Annotated in this window: 15 protein-coding genes; 4 read left to right on the top strand and 11 right to left on the bottom strand. The window is 66.2% G+C overall.

Annotation, left to right across the window (positions count from 1 at the left end):
- The first annotated feature begins 141 nt into the window (after nucleotides 1-141).
- Nucleotides 142-1,569 carry an NAD-dependent succinate-semialdehyde dehydrogenase gene (locus AC1EJR_RS05900; RefSeq protein WP_092294475.1) on the top strand — a complete coding sequence of 476 codons (1,428 nt, stop codon included), beginning with the start codon at nucleotides 142-144 and terminating at the stop codon, nucleotides 1,567-1,569.
- Nucleotides 1,570-1,662: 93 nt separating this feature from the next.
- On the opposite strand, the gene AC1EJR_RS05905 is transcribed toward AC1EJR_RS05900, so the two are convergent.
- From AC1EJR_RS05905 to AC1EJR_RS05930, 6 genes are all read right to left on the bottom strand, one after another.
- Entirely contained in the window at nucleotides 1,663-2,016 is a 354-nt protein-coding gene (locus AC1EJR_RS05905; RefSeq protein ID WP_092294473.1) for a cytochrome C oxidase subunit IV family protein, read from the bottom strand.
- Nucleotides 2,017-2,024: 8 nt separating this feature from the next.
- Nucleotides 2,025-2,747 (bottom strand): heme-copper oxidase subunit III family protein, encoded by a 723-nt coding sequence (locus tag AC1EJR_RS05910; RefSeq protein WP_477113811.1) that lies wholly within the window; start codon nucleotides 2,745-2,747, stop codon nucleotides 2,025-2,027.
- A gap of 18 nt (nucleotides 2,748-2,765) precedes the next feature.
- Complete coding sequence (locus AC1EJR_RS05915) at nucleotides 2,766-3,434, bottom strand: cytochrome c oxidase subunit 3 family protein (protein WP_092294469.1); 669 nt, start codon at nucleotides 3,432-3,434, stop codon at nucleotides 2,766-2,768.
- Nucleotides 3,431-5,185: a cytochrome c oxidase subunit I gene (gene ctaD, locus AC1EJR_RS05920; protein WP_092294467.1), complete on the bottom strand. Its 1,755-nt coding sequence runs from the start codon at nucleotides 5,183-5,185 to the stop codon at nucleotides 3,431-3,433. The genes AC1EJR_RS05915 and ctaD overlap by 4 nt, the downstream gene beginning before the upstream one ends.
- A gap of 19 nt (nucleotides 5,186-5,204) precedes the next feature.
- A complete protein-coding gene (locus tag AC1EJR_RS05925) occupies nucleotides 5,205-6,389 on the bottom strand; it encodes a cytochrome c oxidase subunit II (RefSeq protein WP_092294465.1) in 1,185 nt (394 codons plus the stop codon).
- A 141-nt stretch (nucleotides 6,390-6,530) separates the two neighbouring features.
- Entirely contained in the window at nucleotides 6,531-7,034 is a 504-nt protein-coding gene (locus AC1EJR_RS05930; protein WP_092294463.1) for a hypothetical protein, read from the bottom strand.
- A 281-nt stretch (nucleotides 7,035-7,315) separates the two neighbouring features.
- Between AC1EJR_RS05930 and AC1EJR_RS05935 the strand changes: the two genes are divergently transcribed.
- Both AC1EJR_RS05935 and AC1EJR_RS05940 read left to right on the top strand, forming a co-directional pair.
- Nucleotides 7,316-7,498 (top strand): hypothetical protein, encoded by a 183-nt coding sequence (locus tag AC1EJR_RS05935; protein WP_066736414.1) that lies wholly within the window; start codon nucleotides 7,316-7,318, stop codon nucleotides 7,496-7,498.
- A 47-nt stretch (nucleotides 7,499-7,545) separates the two neighbouring features.
- Complete coding sequence (locus AC1EJR_RS05940; protein WP_177219909.1) at nucleotides 7,546-7,713, top strand: hypothetical protein; 168 nt, start codon at nucleotides 7,546-7,548, stop codon at nucleotides 7,711-7,713.
- Between the two features lie 41 nt (nucleotides 7,714-7,754).
- Here the strand turns inward: AC1EJR_RS05940 and AC1EJR_RS05945 are convergent, their stop codons facing one another.
- Complete coding sequence (locus tag AC1EJR_RS05945) at nucleotides 7,755-11,759, bottom strand: DUF748 domain-containing protein (protein ID WP_092294461.1); 4,005 nt, start codon at nucleotides 11,757-11,759, stop codon at nucleotides 7,755-7,757.
- 332 nt (nucleotides 11,760-12,091) lie between these two features.
- On the opposite strand from AC1EJR_RS05945, the gene AC1EJR_RS05950 reads away from it, so the two are divergent.
- Nucleotides 12,092-13,402, top strand: a complete 1,311-nt coding sequence (locus tag AC1EJR_RS05950) for an MFS transporter (RefSeq protein ID WP_092294459.1) — start codon at nucleotides 12,092-12,094, stop codon at nucleotides 13,400-13,402.
- A gap of 72 nt (nucleotides 13,403-13,474) precedes the next feature.
- Here AC1EJR_RS05950 and AC1EJR_RS05955 read toward each other — a convergent pair whose 3' ends face one another.
- The 4 genes from AC1EJR_RS05955 to AC1EJR_RS05970 form a co-directional block, all read right to left on the bottom strand.
- Nucleotides 13,475-14,542: an extracellular catalytic domain type 1 short-chain-length polyhydroxyalkanoate depolymerase gene (locus tag AC1EJR_RS05955; RefSeq protein ID WP_477113812.1), complete on the bottom strand. Its 1,068-nt coding sequence runs from the start codon at nucleotides 14,540-14,542 to the stop codon at nucleotides 13,475-13,477.
- 253 nt (nucleotides 14,543-14,795) lie between these two features.
- Nucleotides 14,796-15,668, bottom strand: coding sequence for a DUF2950 domain-containing protein (locus tag AC1EJR_RS05960; RefSeq protein WP_454757994.1), 873 nt, complete (start codon nucleotides 15,666-15,668; stop codon nucleotides 14,796-14,798).
- Nucleotides 15,669-15,671: 3 nt separating this feature from the next.
- The gene (locus tag AC1EJR_RS05965; protein ID WP_092294453.1) at nucleotides 15,672-17,051 is read right to left on the bottom strand and encodes a DUF3300 domain-containing protein; all 1,380 of its coding nucleotides are present in this window, start codon (nucleotides 17,049-17,051) and stop codon (nucleotides 15,672-15,674) included.
- Nucleotides 17,052-17,092: 41 nt separating this feature from the next.
- Nucleotides 17,093-17,404: a hypothetical protein gene (locus AC1EJR_RS05970; protein WP_441593690.1), complete on the bottom strand. Its 312-nt coding sequence runs from the start codon at nucleotides 17,402-17,404 to the stop codon at nucleotides 17,093-17,095.
- Nucleotides 17,405-17,430: the final 26 nt, after the last annotated feature.

Here is a 17,430-nt window from a genome sequence, read left to right on the forward strand (position 1 = left end):
TATGCGGCATCTCGGGTCCGCCAGTCTAGCGTGGATTCCCGCGGGCAAGTGGCCGATTATCGGCCACTACGACCCCGTGCGCGTTCCGGTCCGACGCGTTAAGCTTGCGGTTTCTCGACCCGACCGACTCAGGAGACACGCATGTACCAGGATCTCGCCCTCTATATTGATGGGGAATTCATCAAGGGAGGCGACCGGCGCGAGCAGGATGTCATCAACCCGGCGACCCAGGAAGTCCTTGGCAAGCTGCCCCACGCCACGCGCGGCGACCTTGATCGCGCCCTGGCCGCGGCGCAGCGCGCTTTCGAGACGTGGAAGAAGACCTCGCCGCTGGAGCGCTCCGCGATCCTGCGCCGCGTGGCAGAACTGACGCGTCAGCGCGCCAAGGAAATCGGCCGCGACATCACGCTGGACCAGGGCAAACCGCTGGCCGAGGCCGTGGGCGAAGTGATGATCTGCGCCGAGCACGCCGAATGGCATGCCGAGGAAGCCCGCCGGATCTACGGCCGCGTGATTCCGCCGCGCAACCCGGCCGTGCGCCAGATCGTCGTGCGGGAGCCGATTGGCGTCTGCGCCGCCTTCACGCCGTGGAACTTCCCGTTCAACCAGGCCATCCGCAAGATCGTGGCGGCCCTGGGCGCCGGCTGCACGCTGATCCTGAAGGGCCCGGAGGATTCGCCGAGTGCCGTAGTGGCGCTGGCGCGCCTGTTCCATGACGCCGGCCTGCCCCCGGGCGTGCTGAACATCGTCTGGGGCGTGCCGAGCGAGGTGTCGACCTACTTGATCGAATCGCCGATCGTGCGCAAGATCTCGTTCACGGGCTCCGTGCCGGTGGGCAAGCAGCTGGCTGCGCTGGCCGGCGCGCACATGAAGCGTGTGACGATGGAACTGGGCGGTCATTCACCGGTGCTCGTCTTCGACGATGCCGACATCGAGCCGGCCGCCGAGATGCTGGCGCGCTTCAAGCTGCGCAACGCCGGCCAGGTGTGCGTCTCCCCGACGCGCTTCTACGTTCAGGAAAAAGCCTACGACAAGTTCCTGGCGCGCTTCACCGAGGTCATCGGTTCGATCAAGGTCGGCAACGGCCTCGACGATGGCACGCAAATGGGCCCGCTCGCACACGAGCGGCGCATCGCATCGATGGAACAGTTCCTCGACGATGCCAACCACCGCGGCGGCAAGATCGTGGCCGGCGGCGCACGCATCGGCGACAAGGGCTTCTTCTTCGCCCCGACCGTGGTGACGGACCTGCCCGACGACGCCAAGCTGATGGTGGACGAGCCGTTCGGCCCGGTAGCGCCGGTCACGCGCTTCAAGGACGCCGAGGAAGTCCTGCGCCGCGCCAACAGCCTGCCCTTCGGCCTGGCCTCGTACGTCTTCACCAACTCGCTGAAGACGGCCCACCTGGTCTCCAACGGCCTGGAAGCCGGCATGGTCAACATCAACCACTTCGGCATGGCCCTCTCCGAAACGCCGTTCGGCGGCATCAAGGACTCCGGCATCGGCAGCGAAGGCGGGATGGAGACGTTCGACGGGTATCTGGTGACGAAGTTTATTACGCAGATTTGAGCGTAAGAGCGGGCGCGCGTCGTCCGCAAGCTGAGAACAAAGGCCGGGGAAACCCAGCCTTTGTTTTGCAACCGAGCATCCAGGTGCCCTTCCCTACTTGAAAAACACCCCCCGCGTCAGGAACGTGTAGTCGGCCTCTTCCGCCATCAGCCATACCAGCACCAGCAGGCACAGCGGCGGCAGCAGGATGGCGCAGATCAGTGCCATGCGCTCCCACGCCATGTGCATGAACACGGCGACGATCAGCCCCGCCTTCAGCCCCATGAAGATCAGGATCAGCGCCCAGCGCAGGAAGCCTTGCACGTGGAAGTAGTCCACCATGTACGACATCGTGGACAGGATGAACAACAGGATCCAGACCTTCAGGTACAGGCCGATCGGATGGGCCTGCCCGCCATGCGACGAGGGTTCGATGGCCGGATCGGGAGCGGTGGGAGTCGATGCCATGGCCAGCCTCACCAGAGATAGAACAGCGCGAAGATAAAGACCCAGACCAGGTCCACGAAGTGCCAGTACAGCCCGGCGATCTCCACGGGCTGGTAGTTGCCCGTCACGTCGTAGTGCCCCTGCCGCACCTTGTTGGCGATGACGAGCAGGTAGATCACACCACACGACACGTGAAAGCCGTGGAAGCCGGTAATCATGAAGAACGTCGATCCGAACTGCGCCGCGCCCATCGGGTTGCCCCACGGCCGCACGCCTTCGTGGATCAGCTTCGACCATTCGAACGCCTGCATGCCGACGAACGATGCTCCGAGGAGCGCCGTGGCCAGCATCAACATTGCGCACTCGCGGCGCTGGCGCCGGTAGGCGAAGTTGACGGCCATCGCCATGGTGCCGCTACTCGTGATCAGCACGAACGTCATGATGGCGATCAGGATCAGCGGCACTTGCCGGCCGGCAATCTCCAGCGCGAACACCTCGCTCGGATTGGGCCACGGCACCGTCGTCGACATCCGCACGGTCATGTAGCCGGTCAGGAAGCAACTGAAGATGAAGGTGTCGGACAGCAGGAAGATCCACATCATGGCCTTGCCCCACGACACCTTGAAGGCCATCTGGTCCGATGACCAGTCCGCGAGCAGGCCCTTCATGCCGGACGGCAGATGGTCCGCCATGCCGTTCGCCGGCGGCGTGGGTGAAGTCGGCGATGTGGGCGACGAAACTTGCGAGGTCATCGGTATTCCCCCTCTCCGCTAGGCGGTGCCGCAGATGTAGCGAACGATCTCGGGCGTCAGCCAGCCCAGCGCCCCTAGCAACACAATCCACAGCGCCAGCAGGAAATGCCAGTACCGGGTGCACAGGCCGATACGCGTCACGGTGCGCGTGCCGCTGCCGCGATCCATCGCCACGTACGCGAACGCGACCAGCCCGCCCACCACGTGCAGGCCATGCATGGCCGTGAGCAGGTAGAAGAAGCTGCCGGCCGGATTATTGGCCGGCACCACGTGCAGCGCGTACAGCGCCTGCCAGGCCCAGAGCTGCGACGCCACAAAGGCCGCAGCGCCAAGACCGCCCAGGCGCAGTGCCCTGCGCGCCCGCTCCATCTGACCCGCCCGCGCGGCACGCGTGGAAACCTGCATCGCCACGCTGGCTGCAGCCAGCAGTCCCGTGGACAGCCACACCTGCCAGGGCAGCGCCACGCGGTGCCAGTCCGGGCTATCCATCCGCATTGCAAAGGCGACGAGAAACAGCGAGAACAGCGACGTAACGACACCAATAAACGCCCACAGGCCAACGCTGCCGGGCGCGCGCACCTCGCGGTCGTGCATGGCGCCGCCCCCGCCGGGGCCGCCGTTCGGCCCCTCGCGTGAGACCCGGAACACGCCTGACGGCGCTTGCGTGGCGATCGATTCGGCGTTCATGCCACGGCCCCCTTGCTTTCGTATGGCTCGGGCTCATGCCCACCGGCCTCAGGCGGCGCGTTCTGGGCGATGAAGTCCTCGGGCGCGTCCGGCACGCTGTATGCATAAGCCCAGCGATAGACCACCGGCTGGTGCGGCCCCCAGTTGCCATGCACGGGTGGCGTCTCCGGCGTCTGCCATTCCAGCGATGCCGCGCGCCAGGGATTCGAGCCGGAGGGCCGTCCGTGCCGCACGCTCCATGCGAGATTGAAGACGAACAGCAACTGTGCGAAGGCCACCACGAACGCGGCGATCGAGATATACATATTCATCACGTGCGCCGACTCGGGAATGAAGCTGTAGTTGTCGAACGCGTAGTAGCGGCGCGGCATGCCCAGCACGCCCAGGTAGTGCATTGGGAAGAAGATGGCGTAGGTGCCGATGAAGGTGACCCAGAAGTGGATATGGCCCAGCGTGTCGTTGAGCATGCGCCCGGTCACCTTGGGATACCAGTGATAGAGGCCGCCAAACACCACCAGGATCGGCGACACGCCCATCACCATGTGGAAGTGCGCGACCACGAAATAGGTGTTGGACAGCGGGATATCCACGCTGACATTGCCGAGGAAAAGGCCGGTCAGCCCGCCGATCACGAAGGTGCTGATAAAGGCAATCGCAAACAGCATCGGCACCGAGAAGTGGATATCGCCGCGCCACAGCGTGATGACCCAGTTGTAGACCTTGATGGCCGTCGGCACCGCGATGATCAGCGTGGTCGTGGCGAAGAAGAAGCCGAAGTACGGATTCATGCCGCTGACGAACATATGGTGCGCCCACACCACCACGGAAAGCAGGCCGATGGCGAGGATGGCCCACACCATCGTGCGATAGCCGAAGATGCTCTTGCGCGAATGCACGCTGACGAGGTCCGAGACGATGCCGAAGGCCGGCAGCGCCACGATATAGACCTCGGGATGCCCGAAGAACCAGAACAGGTGCTGGAACAGCAACGGGCTGCCGCCCTTGTAGTCGAGCTGCTGCCCCATCGACACCATCGCCGGCATGAAGAAACTCGTGTGCAGCGTCTTGTCGAGCAACATCATCACGCCCGAGACGAACAGCGCCGGAAACGCCAGCAGCGCGAGGATGGTCGCCATGAAGATGCCCCACACGGCGAGCGGCATGCGCAGCAGCGTCATGCCCTCGGTGCGCGCCTGGAGCACGGTGGTCACGTAGTTCAGGCCGCCCATCGTGGCCGCGACGATGAAGATGAGCAGCGACACCAGCATCAGGATGATGCCCCAGTCATAGCCAGGCGTGCCGGGCAGGATGGCCTGCGGCGGGTAAAGCGTCCAGCCTGCACCTGTGGGCCCGCCCGGCACGAAGAAGCTCGCCAGCAGCACGATCACCGACAGGAAATAGACCCAGAAGCTGAGCATGTTGAGGAAGGGGAACACCATGTCACGCGCGCCCACCATCAACGGGATCAGGTAGTTGCCAAAGCCACCCAGGAACAGCGCCGTCAGCAGGTAGATCACCATGATCATGCCGTGCATGGTGACGAACTGGTAATAGCGGTTGGCGTCGATGAAATCGAACTTGCCCGGGAAGCCCAGCTGCATCCGCATAAGGTTGGACAGCGCGACGCCGACCAGCCCCACGATGATCGCGACGATGGTGTACTGCACCGCGATCACCTTGTGGTCCTGGCTCCAGATGTAGCGCGCCCCGAAGGTTTGCGGGCCGTGGTGGGCATCATCGGCGTAAGCCATCTCATCCTCCTCCCGCGCGTTACTTGCCCGCCTGCGGCGCGGCGGCCGCGCCGCTGCCGAGCGAACGGATATAGGCGGTCAGCGCGGCGATTTCCGCATCGGTGACCGGCAATGGCGGCATCAGCGGCCCGAAACCCTTGACCAGCCGCGCGTGCGGATCGACGATCTCGGTCTTCAGGAACGCGTCATCCACCGAGGCACTGCTGCCATCGGCAAACGTCTGCGTGCTGCCGTACAGCCCCTTCCACGTCGGCCCCACGCCGGGCTTGCCGTCCACGCTGTGGCACGCCACGCAGCCCTTGCTCTGCGCCAGCGCGCGGCCCTGCTCGACGAGGTCGGTGCCGGAGGCCACCGTGGTCTCCGGCGTGGGCGTTGCCGCCGTGCCCGGCGCCGCGGCGATCGGCGGCGCGGTCTTGGCCATCGTCATCGCGAAGGTCTGCTGCTTGGCGAGCCACGCGTCGAACGAAGCCTGATCCTCCACGACCATGTGGCCGCGCATGTTGTAGTGCCCCACGCCACACAGCTGCGCGCAGAGGATGTCGAACTTGCCGACCTGCGTTGGCGTGAACCAGAACGAGGTGACCATGCCCGGCACCATGTTCATGCGCGCGCGAATCGGCGGTACGTAGAAATCGTGCAGCACATCCTTCGAGCGCAGCAGCACCTTCACCGGCCGGTTCAGCGGCAGATGCACCTCGGGCCCCACCACCACGATGTTGTCCTGCCCGCGCGGATCGTCCGGGTTGATCCCGAGCGGATTGGACGCCGTGACGAAGCGCGCATCGGATGTACCGAGTTGCCCGCTCTTCCCGGGAAAGCGAAATGCCCATTGCCACTGCTGGCCTACCACCTCCACCACCATCGCGTCGCGCGGCGGCCGCACGTAGTCGGCGTAGACGATCAGCCCCGGCGCCAGCATCGCAATGATGCCGATGCCCGTGAGCCCGATCAGCCATAGCTCCAGCTTGCGGTTCTCCGGCTGATAGGCGGCGCGATGCCCCTCGCGATGGCGGTAGCGCCACACGATGTAGCCGACGAACAGGTTGATGACGATGAAGAGAAAGCCCGTGATGACCAGCGTAATGGTCAACGTATCGTCCATCTGTTTCCAGTTGGACGCGAGCGGCGTCGCCCACCACGGGCTCACGAAATGAAAGAGCACCGAAGCAACGACGATGACGACGAGTGCGATGGCTATCGCCATATCCACCCTCCTCCACGCGGAGGCAGTACCGCGAGGGATGCGCAGGTCACGCAGGTGGAATAAGACTAGTGCATGGGCTCAGGTCACTGCAAGGCGACATCGCCGCGTCGTCGTGCGGCGATGCACAAACGCGCCAGGGATCTAGTGCGATACGTCGCGGCTCTCCAGCTTCCAGTAGCAGAGCGCGATGGCCATGCCGAAAACCAGGTGCCCGATCAGCGTGTGCCAGCCGCGCGCATCCACGAACCACGGAAAGGCTCGCGTCATGACATAGAAGTTGAACAGGTAGACCACCAGCCCGAACACGGCGCCGGCCAGCATCGACATACCCACGCTCGAGTCGAGCTGGAACGGCGCGATGAGCGCGCACAGCACCATGCCAAGTATCGCGCCCAGCACGAAGTGAATGATGACGGCCACGGCCACCGTGCCCACGCTGAACAGCGAGGTCTGCAGCACGTCCCGCCCCAGCACGATGGCAGCGATCATGCGCGTGGTGCCCCATGGATGGACCCCCGATACCATCGTCGACCAGAACATTTCGAGCACGATCAGCAGCGCGCCGGCTGCGAGTCCCGATACGGCAGCCGCTGTCCAGTCTGGCAAGCGGCGCACGTAATGGTGCGATTGCATGTGAAGTTCCATGGCGTCCTCCTACGTCGAACATTGATTCCGATCCAACGCGCAGCGCCCGGCAGCGCCGGGGTGTGCGCTGAGTCCAGCATAGGACACGCGCCCCCGCGTAGCAGCCGCCCGTGCCGATATGCGTACCTTGGGGCGGGCAAAGTCTCTTGGGAGATACCTGGGGTGTCGCGTGCACTGCACGCACGTTTCAAACGCTACGGGTGAACCCTGAGAGCGGCGGCCTTGTATTCGCCACACACGGCCTATACTGGAAACACAAAGAAACAAGACAGGAGACCGCCATGATTCACCTACAGGCGCACGATCTTGTATTTCTGATCCCCATGGCGCTCGTCGGACTACTGGCGATGGGCGCGATTCCGGTGGCTGCCAAGGCGCTGCGCATCAGTTGCCGTTGTGCCGGCGCGATCATCGGGGTCTTGCTGGGCGTGCTGGTTCTCGAGGCGCTGCCGCTGCTGATCTAGCCAGGACACGCAGCGAGGCGCCTCTGCGAGAGAGAAGGAGAGGCGCGATGTCACTCACCCTGCTCGCCGCCCTGATGGCGGCGCTGCTCGTCGTGACTGTCGCGAGCGCCATTTGGCGCTGCAGCCATCCGTACCGGATGCGCTACCGGCGCTGTGCGCGCGAGCGCAGGCGCCGCGTGGGCATCTGCCGCGAGCCACCCCACCATCCCGGATGACGGGGCGTTGATGACCGGACCCGGCGTCCGGCCATCCTCCCTCATTGCCGAATCGAGAAGTCGACGCGGTTCGGTCCGCCTTTGTCCTTGATCCCCTCGGCAGTCAGCTTCGGTGCAGTCAGGAACAGTTTCGCGTCCGGCACCTTGCCATCGCGTTCCAGCGCCTGCTTGACGGCCAGCGCGCGCTGGTCGGCCAGCGCCCGCAGCTCGGTATCGGTCACGGGGGCGTGCTCCAGCAGCAGCTTTTCCATCTCCTGCGGGGACAAGGACTTGTTCAGGCCGATGAAGTTGGTGGGCTTCTTGAACGACTCGCGCTTGTACACGGCTTCCACGTACTTCGGATATTCTTGCGGCGACACCGTCACCCGCGCGCCCTGCTGGCCGCCCTCGCCCTCTTCCGCCTGCGCACCGGCTTGTGCGCTGCGGCGCAACTCGCGCTGCTTGGCTTCGGACACCCGCTGATCCAGCCAGACGCGGCGGGCGCCATCGGCATCGGTCGCCGGATCGATGCGCCCGCTGATCTCCAGGCGCAGCGAAGGTCGGTCGTTGAGCGCCTTGCCCACCGTGGCGATCTTGTCGCGTGCGGCATCGGTCAGCGTGGAGGAACCTGGCGCGAACTCGATATAGCCCAGTTCCTCGCCACTGCCACCAAACGCCGAGGCAATCAGCGAGAACGGCGACGTGATGGCCTTGGTCAGCAGGTTGACGATCACGCGCACGATCACGCCGCCGATGCTGAACTCGGGATCGGACAGCGACCCCGACACCGGCAGGTTCACATCGATCACCCCGTTGCGGTCCTTCAGCAGCGACACGGCCAGCAGCACCGGCAGCTTCACCGCGTCCGGGCTGTCCACGCGCTCGCCGAAGGTCAGCTGATCCAGGTAGAGGTGGTTGCGGGCATCCAGCTTGCCGTTCTCGATCTTGTACGCCACGTCCACCGTGAGCTTGCCCTTGGTGATCGGGTAGCCCGCGTACTTGGCCGCGTAGGGCGTCAGGCGCGTCAGCTCCACGCCCGCGGCCTTCGCGGCGATGTCGAGATACAGTTGCTCGCCGAGCGGATTGATCTTGCCGCTGATGCTGACCGGCGCGTCGTCGTCGAGCCGGCCGTCGAGCACGAGATCCGCCGGCGTGGGGTCCGCCGACGACACCTTCGACACCGAGCCCTTCATGTCGGTCAGGTTCGCCGTGTAGTTCGGCTTGACGAAGAAGTCCGAGAAATTGATGTTGCCCTTCTGGATCGCCACGCCGCCGAGCCGGATCTGCGGACGCGGGCCTGCGGGTGCCGGCGCCTTGGCCTGTGCCGCCGGCGTGGAGGCCGCGGGCGCCGAAGCGGGGTTAGCCTGCGTCAGGCTCGTGGAGGGCGCCGCCTCGCCCTTCTCCGCGCCGCCGGCCATTACGTCCTGCAGGTTGAGCCGGCCATTGGCGTTGAGGATCACGCGCGCATAGAAATCGGACAGCGCCACGCTGTTGATCCCCAGTTGCAGCGGCCCCTTGGCCTCGTCCATATTGAAGTCGACGCCCGTCACGGCCAGCGCGCGCCAGCGCAGGAAGTCCTCGCCGCTGATGCGGTCCACGGTGCGGACGTTGCCGGCCAGCACGTTGCCGTTGAAGCGCGCCGCGATCGGCTTGCCGGTTGGCGCCACCACACCGAGTTTGCCCTTCACCGACAGCAACCCGCTACGCAGCGCCGCGTTGAAGCGATCCGCCATGTATGGCTGGAGCGATGTCATGTCGATGTCGCGCAAATCCACCTGCAATTGCGCGGCCGGCAGCGTCGGCGTGACATCGCCGTCCAGGCTCATCACGCCTTTGCGGCCACTCTCCGCGTACAGCTTCATCGGCATCGCGCCGGCCGCGAGCGGCCACGTCACGGTGCCCGTGGTCAGGCCGATATTGCGGAATTGATGGATGACCGGCCGGCCACGATTGCCCTCGGCCGGCGCGTAGTCCGCCAGCCGCGCGGCGCCCCCTTCGACCGACACCTTGCCCAGACGGACTTTCCAGCCCGGCGGGGCGGCGGCGCTGTTGCGGCCATTCGTGGCGCCGGCAGCGGGCGCAGCCGGAGTCGTCGGGACAGCCGGCCTGGCCGGCGCCGCCTTCTGCTCGGCGGATTCCACCGCCCAGATGCGGGCCATTTCCAGCAGTTCGCCGTGAAAGTCGCGCGTGGCGGCGATCTGCGGCTTCACGAGCGAGACCTGCCCGGCCTCGAAGTTCTGCCGCGCCAGGTCGAGGCTGATGTTCTCGAGCACGAGCTTTTCCGCCCGGACCAGCGGCAGCTTGTCGCCCTCCAGATCGGCGGCGCGGCGCGTCACGCGCAGCCCGCGGCCCCTGCCGTTGCCCGCGTTGTTGCCGGCATTGTCGCCTCGGGCAGCCGATTCGGCGCGTGCGGCACGCCGTTCGGCATTCGCCGGACGCTCGGCCGCAGCCGGCGTCGCCGGCAGGACGATCGGCTCGCGCGTGGCCACGTAGACCGGCGACAGTTCCAGCCGCGATTTCTCCAGCGTGAACTGGAACACCGGCTGGGACCACGCCATCTTGTAGTGGAGTTCGGCATTGATGCCGGTATCGCCAAACTGGCTGCGCAGCGCACGCGGCCACCAGGCGGCGAAGCCCTGCGGCCGCAGCCCCGTGGATTCGAGCGTACCCGCCAGCGTGCCCTGGGTCAGCGCCAGTTCCCCGGTGTGCTTGAGCGTCTGGCCGTCGGCGATGGTCACGGTGGCGTCGAGCTTCGCCGGCTTGTCGCCGGTGCTGGCCAGGCCGGCCACGTCCACGTTGATCGGGCCGAGATCGAGCTTGCCGGGGCCAGACGGCGCGAGTTCATCGACAAAGCCAATCCGCGCACTCTTGAGCGCCACGCGCTCCACGGCATAGGACCACGGCACCTCGTCCGCCTTGGGTGGCGCCTGCACGCCGGCAGCGGCCGGGGCGGAGGCGGGCGCAGCGGGCGCGGCGGCGGCAGGTGCCGGCGTCTTCGCGGCTTCCGGCAGGAAAGCCGTGGCGAGGTTCAGCGTGCCGTCGGCGCGCCGGGCGGCCTGCAAACCCAGACCTTCCAGCTCGATGCTGCGAAGCTGAACCTTGTGCGCGAGCGGCTCGAGCCGGCCCACGTCCACGGTCAGCTTCCCGGCCTTGACCAGTTCCGCGCCCGCGTGGGTTCGCACATCGGCATCGCGCAGGGTCACCGTACCGGTGACGAACAGGTCCTGCTTGTCCTTATCCTGCCGGAACCCGATATTCAGGCGCGTATCGACCAGCCCGCCCTTGACCTCGGCATCCTTCAGGCGCGGCGCGAACGCCATATAGCGCGCCACCTCCAGGCCGTCCAGGTTGACGTTGAGATTGGTCTCGCGCGTGTCAGCAAACGGCTGCGTGGTGCCGGCCAGCGCCAGCGGCGTGCCGTTGATCTTCGCGAACAGCGTCGGGCGCGTGTTGATCGTGGCGTCGTGCGGCAGGTTGGAGAGGAACGGCAGCGTCAGCGTGAAATTCTCCACGCGCTGCACCGTATCCAGCACCTTGTCCTCGTAGACGAAGCTGGTGTTGGACACCGCGATATTGCTGACGGAGAACCGCGCCGGCTTGCTATCCGCCGGCTTGGGCGGCTGCGCGGCGAAGCGCTCCTGCACATCGGCGAAATTCATCTGCCCTTGTGCATTACGCACCACATGCACGGCCAGCCGGTCGATATGGAGGAAGTCCACCACCGGCGCGAGGTGCCACACCGAGGCCGCCGAAGTATTGGCCTCGATCTGCCCCAGCGTCACCATCGGCGTCTTGCCGTCCGGCTCGAAGATGGTCAGGTCGTTCAGTGTCGCGGCCAGCTCGAACGGCCGCACCTGTGCCGCACCGAGCGTGACCTTGCGGCCCAGCGCCTCAGTCGCGTTTTTCTCGACCAGATATTTGATCAGCGGCGGCCCGCCAAAATAGCCGGCGAGTCCGAAAATCGCCAGCGCGGCCACCGCACCGCCCGCCACGCGCAACGCCACCCGCCTGCGGGGCGTCGCCATGGCCGCCCCGGTGGCGGCCTGGATGGAATCCTTGAAAGCCATGTCACCCCAGAAGATTTGACCCCACACGCCAATTTGGTCGGCTTTTTATGGTTCGCCGATGGCGCTTTGTATCCCGGATTTCACTTCTTTTGGCATTATTGTGACGGATTATGGCAGGCCGACGGGCGATTTTGAATCCGACAGGGCCAAAACCAAATGGGCGAGGGGTCGTTCTGGTATCTTTACGCCTTTGCGAAGCGTCCCGTGGCGCCCCCGCCGGCCTACCCGCCGGCCACAGGCCTGCCCATTCCGCGCTGTCATCCGTTCGGCCGTCCCCTCCACGTCATCCGTGTTGCGCGCTTCGCATGTGAATTCACCATGCGAGTCATTTCATGCCTACCACCAGCAGTACTGTCGGGGCACCGGGTGCGCAGGACGGCCAAGCCGCCCGCCCGCTGACCGGACAGGATTACAAGACGCTTGCCCTCGCCGCCCTCGGTGGCGCGCTCGAGTTCTACGACTTCATCATTTTCGTCTTCTTCGCCACGGTAATTGGCGAGCTGTTCTTCCCGCCTTCCGTGCCGGACTGGCTGCGCCAGCTCCAGACCTACGGCATTTTTGCCGCCGGTTACCTGGCGCGGCCGCTCGGCGGGATCATCATGGCGCACTTCGGCGACCTGCTCGGCCGCAAGAAGATGTTCACGCTGTCCATCCTGCTGATGTCCGTGCCGACGATGCTGATGGGCCTGCTGCCGACCTACGCGACGATTGGCCTGCTGGCGCCGATCGCGCTGCTGATCCTGCGCATCCTTCAGGGCGCAGCCGTCGGCGGCGAGGTGCCGGGCGCCTGGGTCTTTGTCTCGGAGCACGTGCCGCCGCGCCGCATCGGCTACGCCTGCGGCACGCTCACGGCGGGCCTGACCGCCGGCATCCTGCTCGGCTCGCTCGTGGCCACCGGCATGAACACCGTGTTCACGCCGGCGGAGCTGCATGACTATGGCTGGCGCCTGCCCTTCCTGCTGGGTGGCGTGTTCGGCATCGGCTCGATGTACCTGCGCCGCTGGCTGCACGAGACGCCCGTGTTCGCCGAACTCCAGAAGCGCAAGGCACTCGCCGCCGAAATGCCGCTGAAGTCTGTCGTGCGCGACCATCGCGGCGCGGTAGTCGTGTCGATGCTGCTCACGTGGATGCTGTCCGCCGGCATCGTGGTGGTGATCCTGATGACGCAGGGCTTCCTGCAGAAGTCATATCACTTCGACGGCCGCACCGCGCAACTGGCCACCAGCATCGCCACGCTGTGCCTGTCGGTCGGCTGCATCGTGGCCGGCCTGCTGGCCGACCGTTTCGGCGCCCGGCTGACGCTGTCGGTGGGCGGCACGCTGCTCGCCATCAGCGCCTATGTGCTCTATACGACGATTGGCGCGCGCCCAGACCTGCTGATTCCGCTGTACGCGGTGGCCGGCTTCTTCGTCGGCTCGATCGGTGCCGTGCCATACGTGCTGGTACATGCCTTCCCGCCGCAGGTGCGGTTCTCGGGCCTGTCCTTCTCGTACAACGTGGCCTACGCCATCTTCGGCGGCCTGACGCCGGTGGCAGTGACGCTGATGCTCAAGAACGACCCGCTCGCCCCGGCGCATTACGTGGTGGCGGTGTGTGTGATTGGCGTGGTGACGGCGCTGTTCGTGCGGAAGCGTTCGCACTGACGTCCCGATTACTGACGTCCCGATTCCCGACGCAAAGAAAAACGGGGAAGGCTGCTGGCCTTCCCCGTTTTTTTATGCCCCGCCGCGTCGGTGATCGCGGAAGAACTGCCACATCAGCTTGCTGGCGTCTGGGCCGGTATCGCTGTGATATTGCACCTTGCCGTCGCCGCCGCTCCAGGCATGGCCCAGACCGGCCACTTCCACCAGCCGCACAAGATCGCGATTCCAGCGGCCGAAGCGGGCGTCGCGGAAATCGCCATCCGGTACCGGCGGCGCGTCATTGGCGGCCGTGGCGCCCAGGCGGTCATCGAGACGGTTGTAGGCCAGGAACTGGCGCGCCAGCAGGCGGCCGTTGATCGGGTGCACCGCCTCGTCGGCCAGCCCGTGCAGCACGATGGCCGGCATCACCGGGCCGCCCGGCACCGCACCGGCGGCGTCGAGCAGCCAGGCCGGTTCAGCCTGGGAGCCATGCTGCATTGCCCGGAGCCCGGCCCGGGGCGTATCGGCAGCGCCGATCACCACGCCCGAATGCAGCCCCACGGCCGCCACCTTGCTTGGATAGCGCAGCGCCACTACTGCGGCCATCGCTGCCCCGGCGGAAAGTCCTGCCAGATAGATCTGGTCCGCGCGCACGTCGGGGCGGCTCGCCAGTTCGTCGATCAGCATCGCCACGGCCTGCGCCTCGCGCCCGCCTTCGCCGGCGGCGAGGTCGAACCACTGCCAGCACCGATGTACCGAGCGCCGCAGCGGCTGCTGCGGATAGGCGACGATAAAGCCCTCGCGCTCGGCCAGCGCGTTCATGCGCGTGCCGGCCGCCAGGTCTTCCGGCGTCTGCTGGCAGCCGTGCAGCATCATCACCACGGGCAACGCGCCCTTGGCACCGGCTGGAATATAGAGACGATACGAGAGCTGCGGCACCAGTTCGCCCGGCAATGGGGCGAGGCTGAGCTTCAAGGATTGCCACGTGCCGGGCAGGTCACCCGGCGCGGTATCACCCGGGGCCGGCATGCGGCGGCGGGTTGCCGGAGACGCCAAGTCAAGGCGCCCCAGCCATGTTCGGATTTGCTTTGCGGTCCGGAATTGCGTGCGACCGATTTGTCGCAGTTGCGTTTCCCAGTCCGTCGACAGGCTTTTGGCCATATGAAGACTCCTGCTCATCTAGGAACGGGTCTCCTCCGCTATTGTGCGACGCAGCATACCATAGTCGGCGTGATGGATTAGCGGCATTGTCTGCAAAGCACAACATTAGATTTCGAAACAGTTTTCCCCTTGCCTGGAGGGCGACCAGCTACCATGGAGCCCGGGCGAACCGTTGTGCCGTTTAGCAGGAAAAGAAAGAGAAAGGCGCCATATAGGCGCCTGTTCGACAGATGATGCGGCAGAGTAACCGGATCTACTGTTCCGCTACCCGCGTCCACCCCTCGGGCGAAAATGTGCGCAGTGCGGCAGCCCGGCTGGCGGTGGCTGTTCCCAGGTCGCGCTCATAAAACTGGCGCTCGCTGTCCAGGATGAAGGTGTTGACGCCGCTGTCGCCATAGCGGGCCGGCCACGCGACGATCGCGAACTTCGCGTTGCTGCCCTTCGGCGCGGCGATGATGCGGTACCGGTAGCCGTAGAACGCCTCGTTTGGCGGAGTGTCGGGGCCCATCGCCAGCGCATCGGGGCCCAGCGGGCTGTCATTCTCGGCCGACGAAGACGGCCAGTAGAGCCCGTTGGTCTTGCCCGGGCTGCTAACGAGCTGGGCCGCATAGCGGCCATTGCCGGCCAGCTCGGCGTAGCGCTGCTGCGCGTCCGCCAGCTGGAGCAGCGTGTCCATCGTCACCAGTTCGTTGCGGCCGATGCGCCGCACATGCACCTCGCGCTGACCAGCCGGCATGTCGAACTGCCAGCCCGCCTTGCGCTTGACGATGGGCACGGGGAAGGTCCAGCCGCTCTCCCCCACCGCCACGCGCGCCGTATCCTCGCCCGCGCGCTCCACCGCATGGTGGCGCGCCCACGCGGCCAGGAACTCGTAGATATCCTCCTGATCGACGCCCTGCGGCGGCAGCAGCGTCCGGTAGTTCGGGCCGAGCACGCCCTTGAGCGCGTCATGGTCGCTGCGGGCGATGGCGTCGCCCAGGGCGTCCGAGGCAGCCTCGGGCGAGGGATAGACCCGCTGCGCCTGCGCCGGCACGGACACCGCCAGCAACGGCACGGCCAGCATCGCGGCGCCCAGGACCCGGCGCACGATACGCATCATGGTGGCGGACAACGTCGCTCTCATCATGTCTTATCTCCGACCATGTCCAAGATGACCGCCACCACCGCCGCCTCCTCCACCGAAGTGCGCGCCGCCCCCTCCCCCTCCACCGCCACCACGTTGCGGCATGGACCGCTGCGCCGGATGGCTGGCGCGTTGCATGCCACCGGCATTCCCGCCGCGCTGGAAGCCGCCCGCATTCCCGCCGCGCTGCACCTGCTGCCGCATGCGGTCGCCGTTGCCGGCATCGCGCAAGGCGCTATTACGATTGCTGTCCCGTGCGCGGTCGCGCGCGGCGGACTGATCGGCCCGCTGCCGATCGGCGCCGGCGGGCCGGGGATTCTGCATGCCGCCCCCACCGCCGCGATTGACGTTCGGCCCGTGTCCGGCGATCGACTGGCCCGTGCGGCCCTGGAACGATTGCGCGGCGCGGTCACGCGCGGCATCGCGCGAGCCCGCCTGCGGCGTAGGCCGGCCACCCTGCACGCCCTGGCCGCCCTGCCCAAGCCGCTGCCCGCCCTGCCCCGCCTGCCGGTTCGCCAGCCCCTGCTGCCGCTGCGTGTCGAAGCGATTCGCCACGTTCGAATTCTTGTACGGCACGTTGCCGCGATTGGCCGGGTTGTGCTGCCAGTTCACGTTCGAGCGGTTCACATCGAGCCGCTGATTCACATTGATATTGTTGTAGCGATTGACGTTGATGTTCACGTCGTGCGAGTTCCAGTTGAACCCGCCCCACAGTGAATTGACCGCGGCCACGCCCAGGCCAAAGCCCACGCCCGCCACCACGGCGCTGGCGAAGACCGATCCGGGCGGAGGTGGATAGTAGGCTGGCGGATACGCCGGATAGGGCCACGCGCCGTAGACCACCGTGGGGTTGTAGGTCGGCACATAGACCACTTGCGGATTGGCGGGCTCGATCTGCACGATGGTGGTGCCGCCGGACTGCTGTGTCACCACCTTCTGCTGCTCGGTGGTCTTCAGCGTGCCGGCTTTCTGGGCCTGTACACGCAGGCGCTGCACCGAGTCCATCACATCATCGGGCTGGGCGAGGAAGGCGTCGCCCACCGAGTCCACCCATTGCGGCTGGCGGCCCATCATATCCATCACGGACGGGAAGGCGACGAGCGACTGCACGCTCGGGTCCCACTGTTCGTTGGCCACCGCCTTGGTTGCCGCGTCGCCGGACAGGCTGGCATTGGCCTTCGACCATTCCGCTGCCGCGGCCACGTCGGCCGGGTAGGTCGACGCCATCAGCACCTGCGACAACAGCGCGTCCGGATAGAGCGCCACGGGCGCCAGCAACTGGTCGAGATGCGCATTGTCGAGCTTGGCCTGCGCCCAGGCGGTCCCGCCGCCGAGTAACAACATCCATCCACAGCACCACGCCAGAATACGTCGCAACCGGTACATATTGGCTCCCACAATGACGGATGAGGACGGACGAGGGGGTACTACCTGGCCGACTGCGCGCACTCCTGGCGATAGGCCTCTTCCAGCCGCTTGCGATCAGGCGCGCGTTCCAGCGTGGAATAGGTGCGGCCATCCGCCGTGGTCACGGACGACTTGCCCTGTTCCCACTGCTGCGGCTCCTTGGACAGGCCGTTGATCTGGTCCAGCAGTTGCCGGCAATGCTCGCGTTGCGAGACGCCCGGCGTGGCACCTTCGCCGTTGAGCGTCGCCGTGGCCGGGTCGAGCATGCGCGGGGGCGGCGGCGCGATCATCGGCGTGCCCGGGTCGATCGGCGGCGTCTGCGCCCATGCCATGCCCGCTGTCATCAACAACCCAAACC

Source organism: Cupriavidus sp. 05T42 (assembly GCF_056396345.1).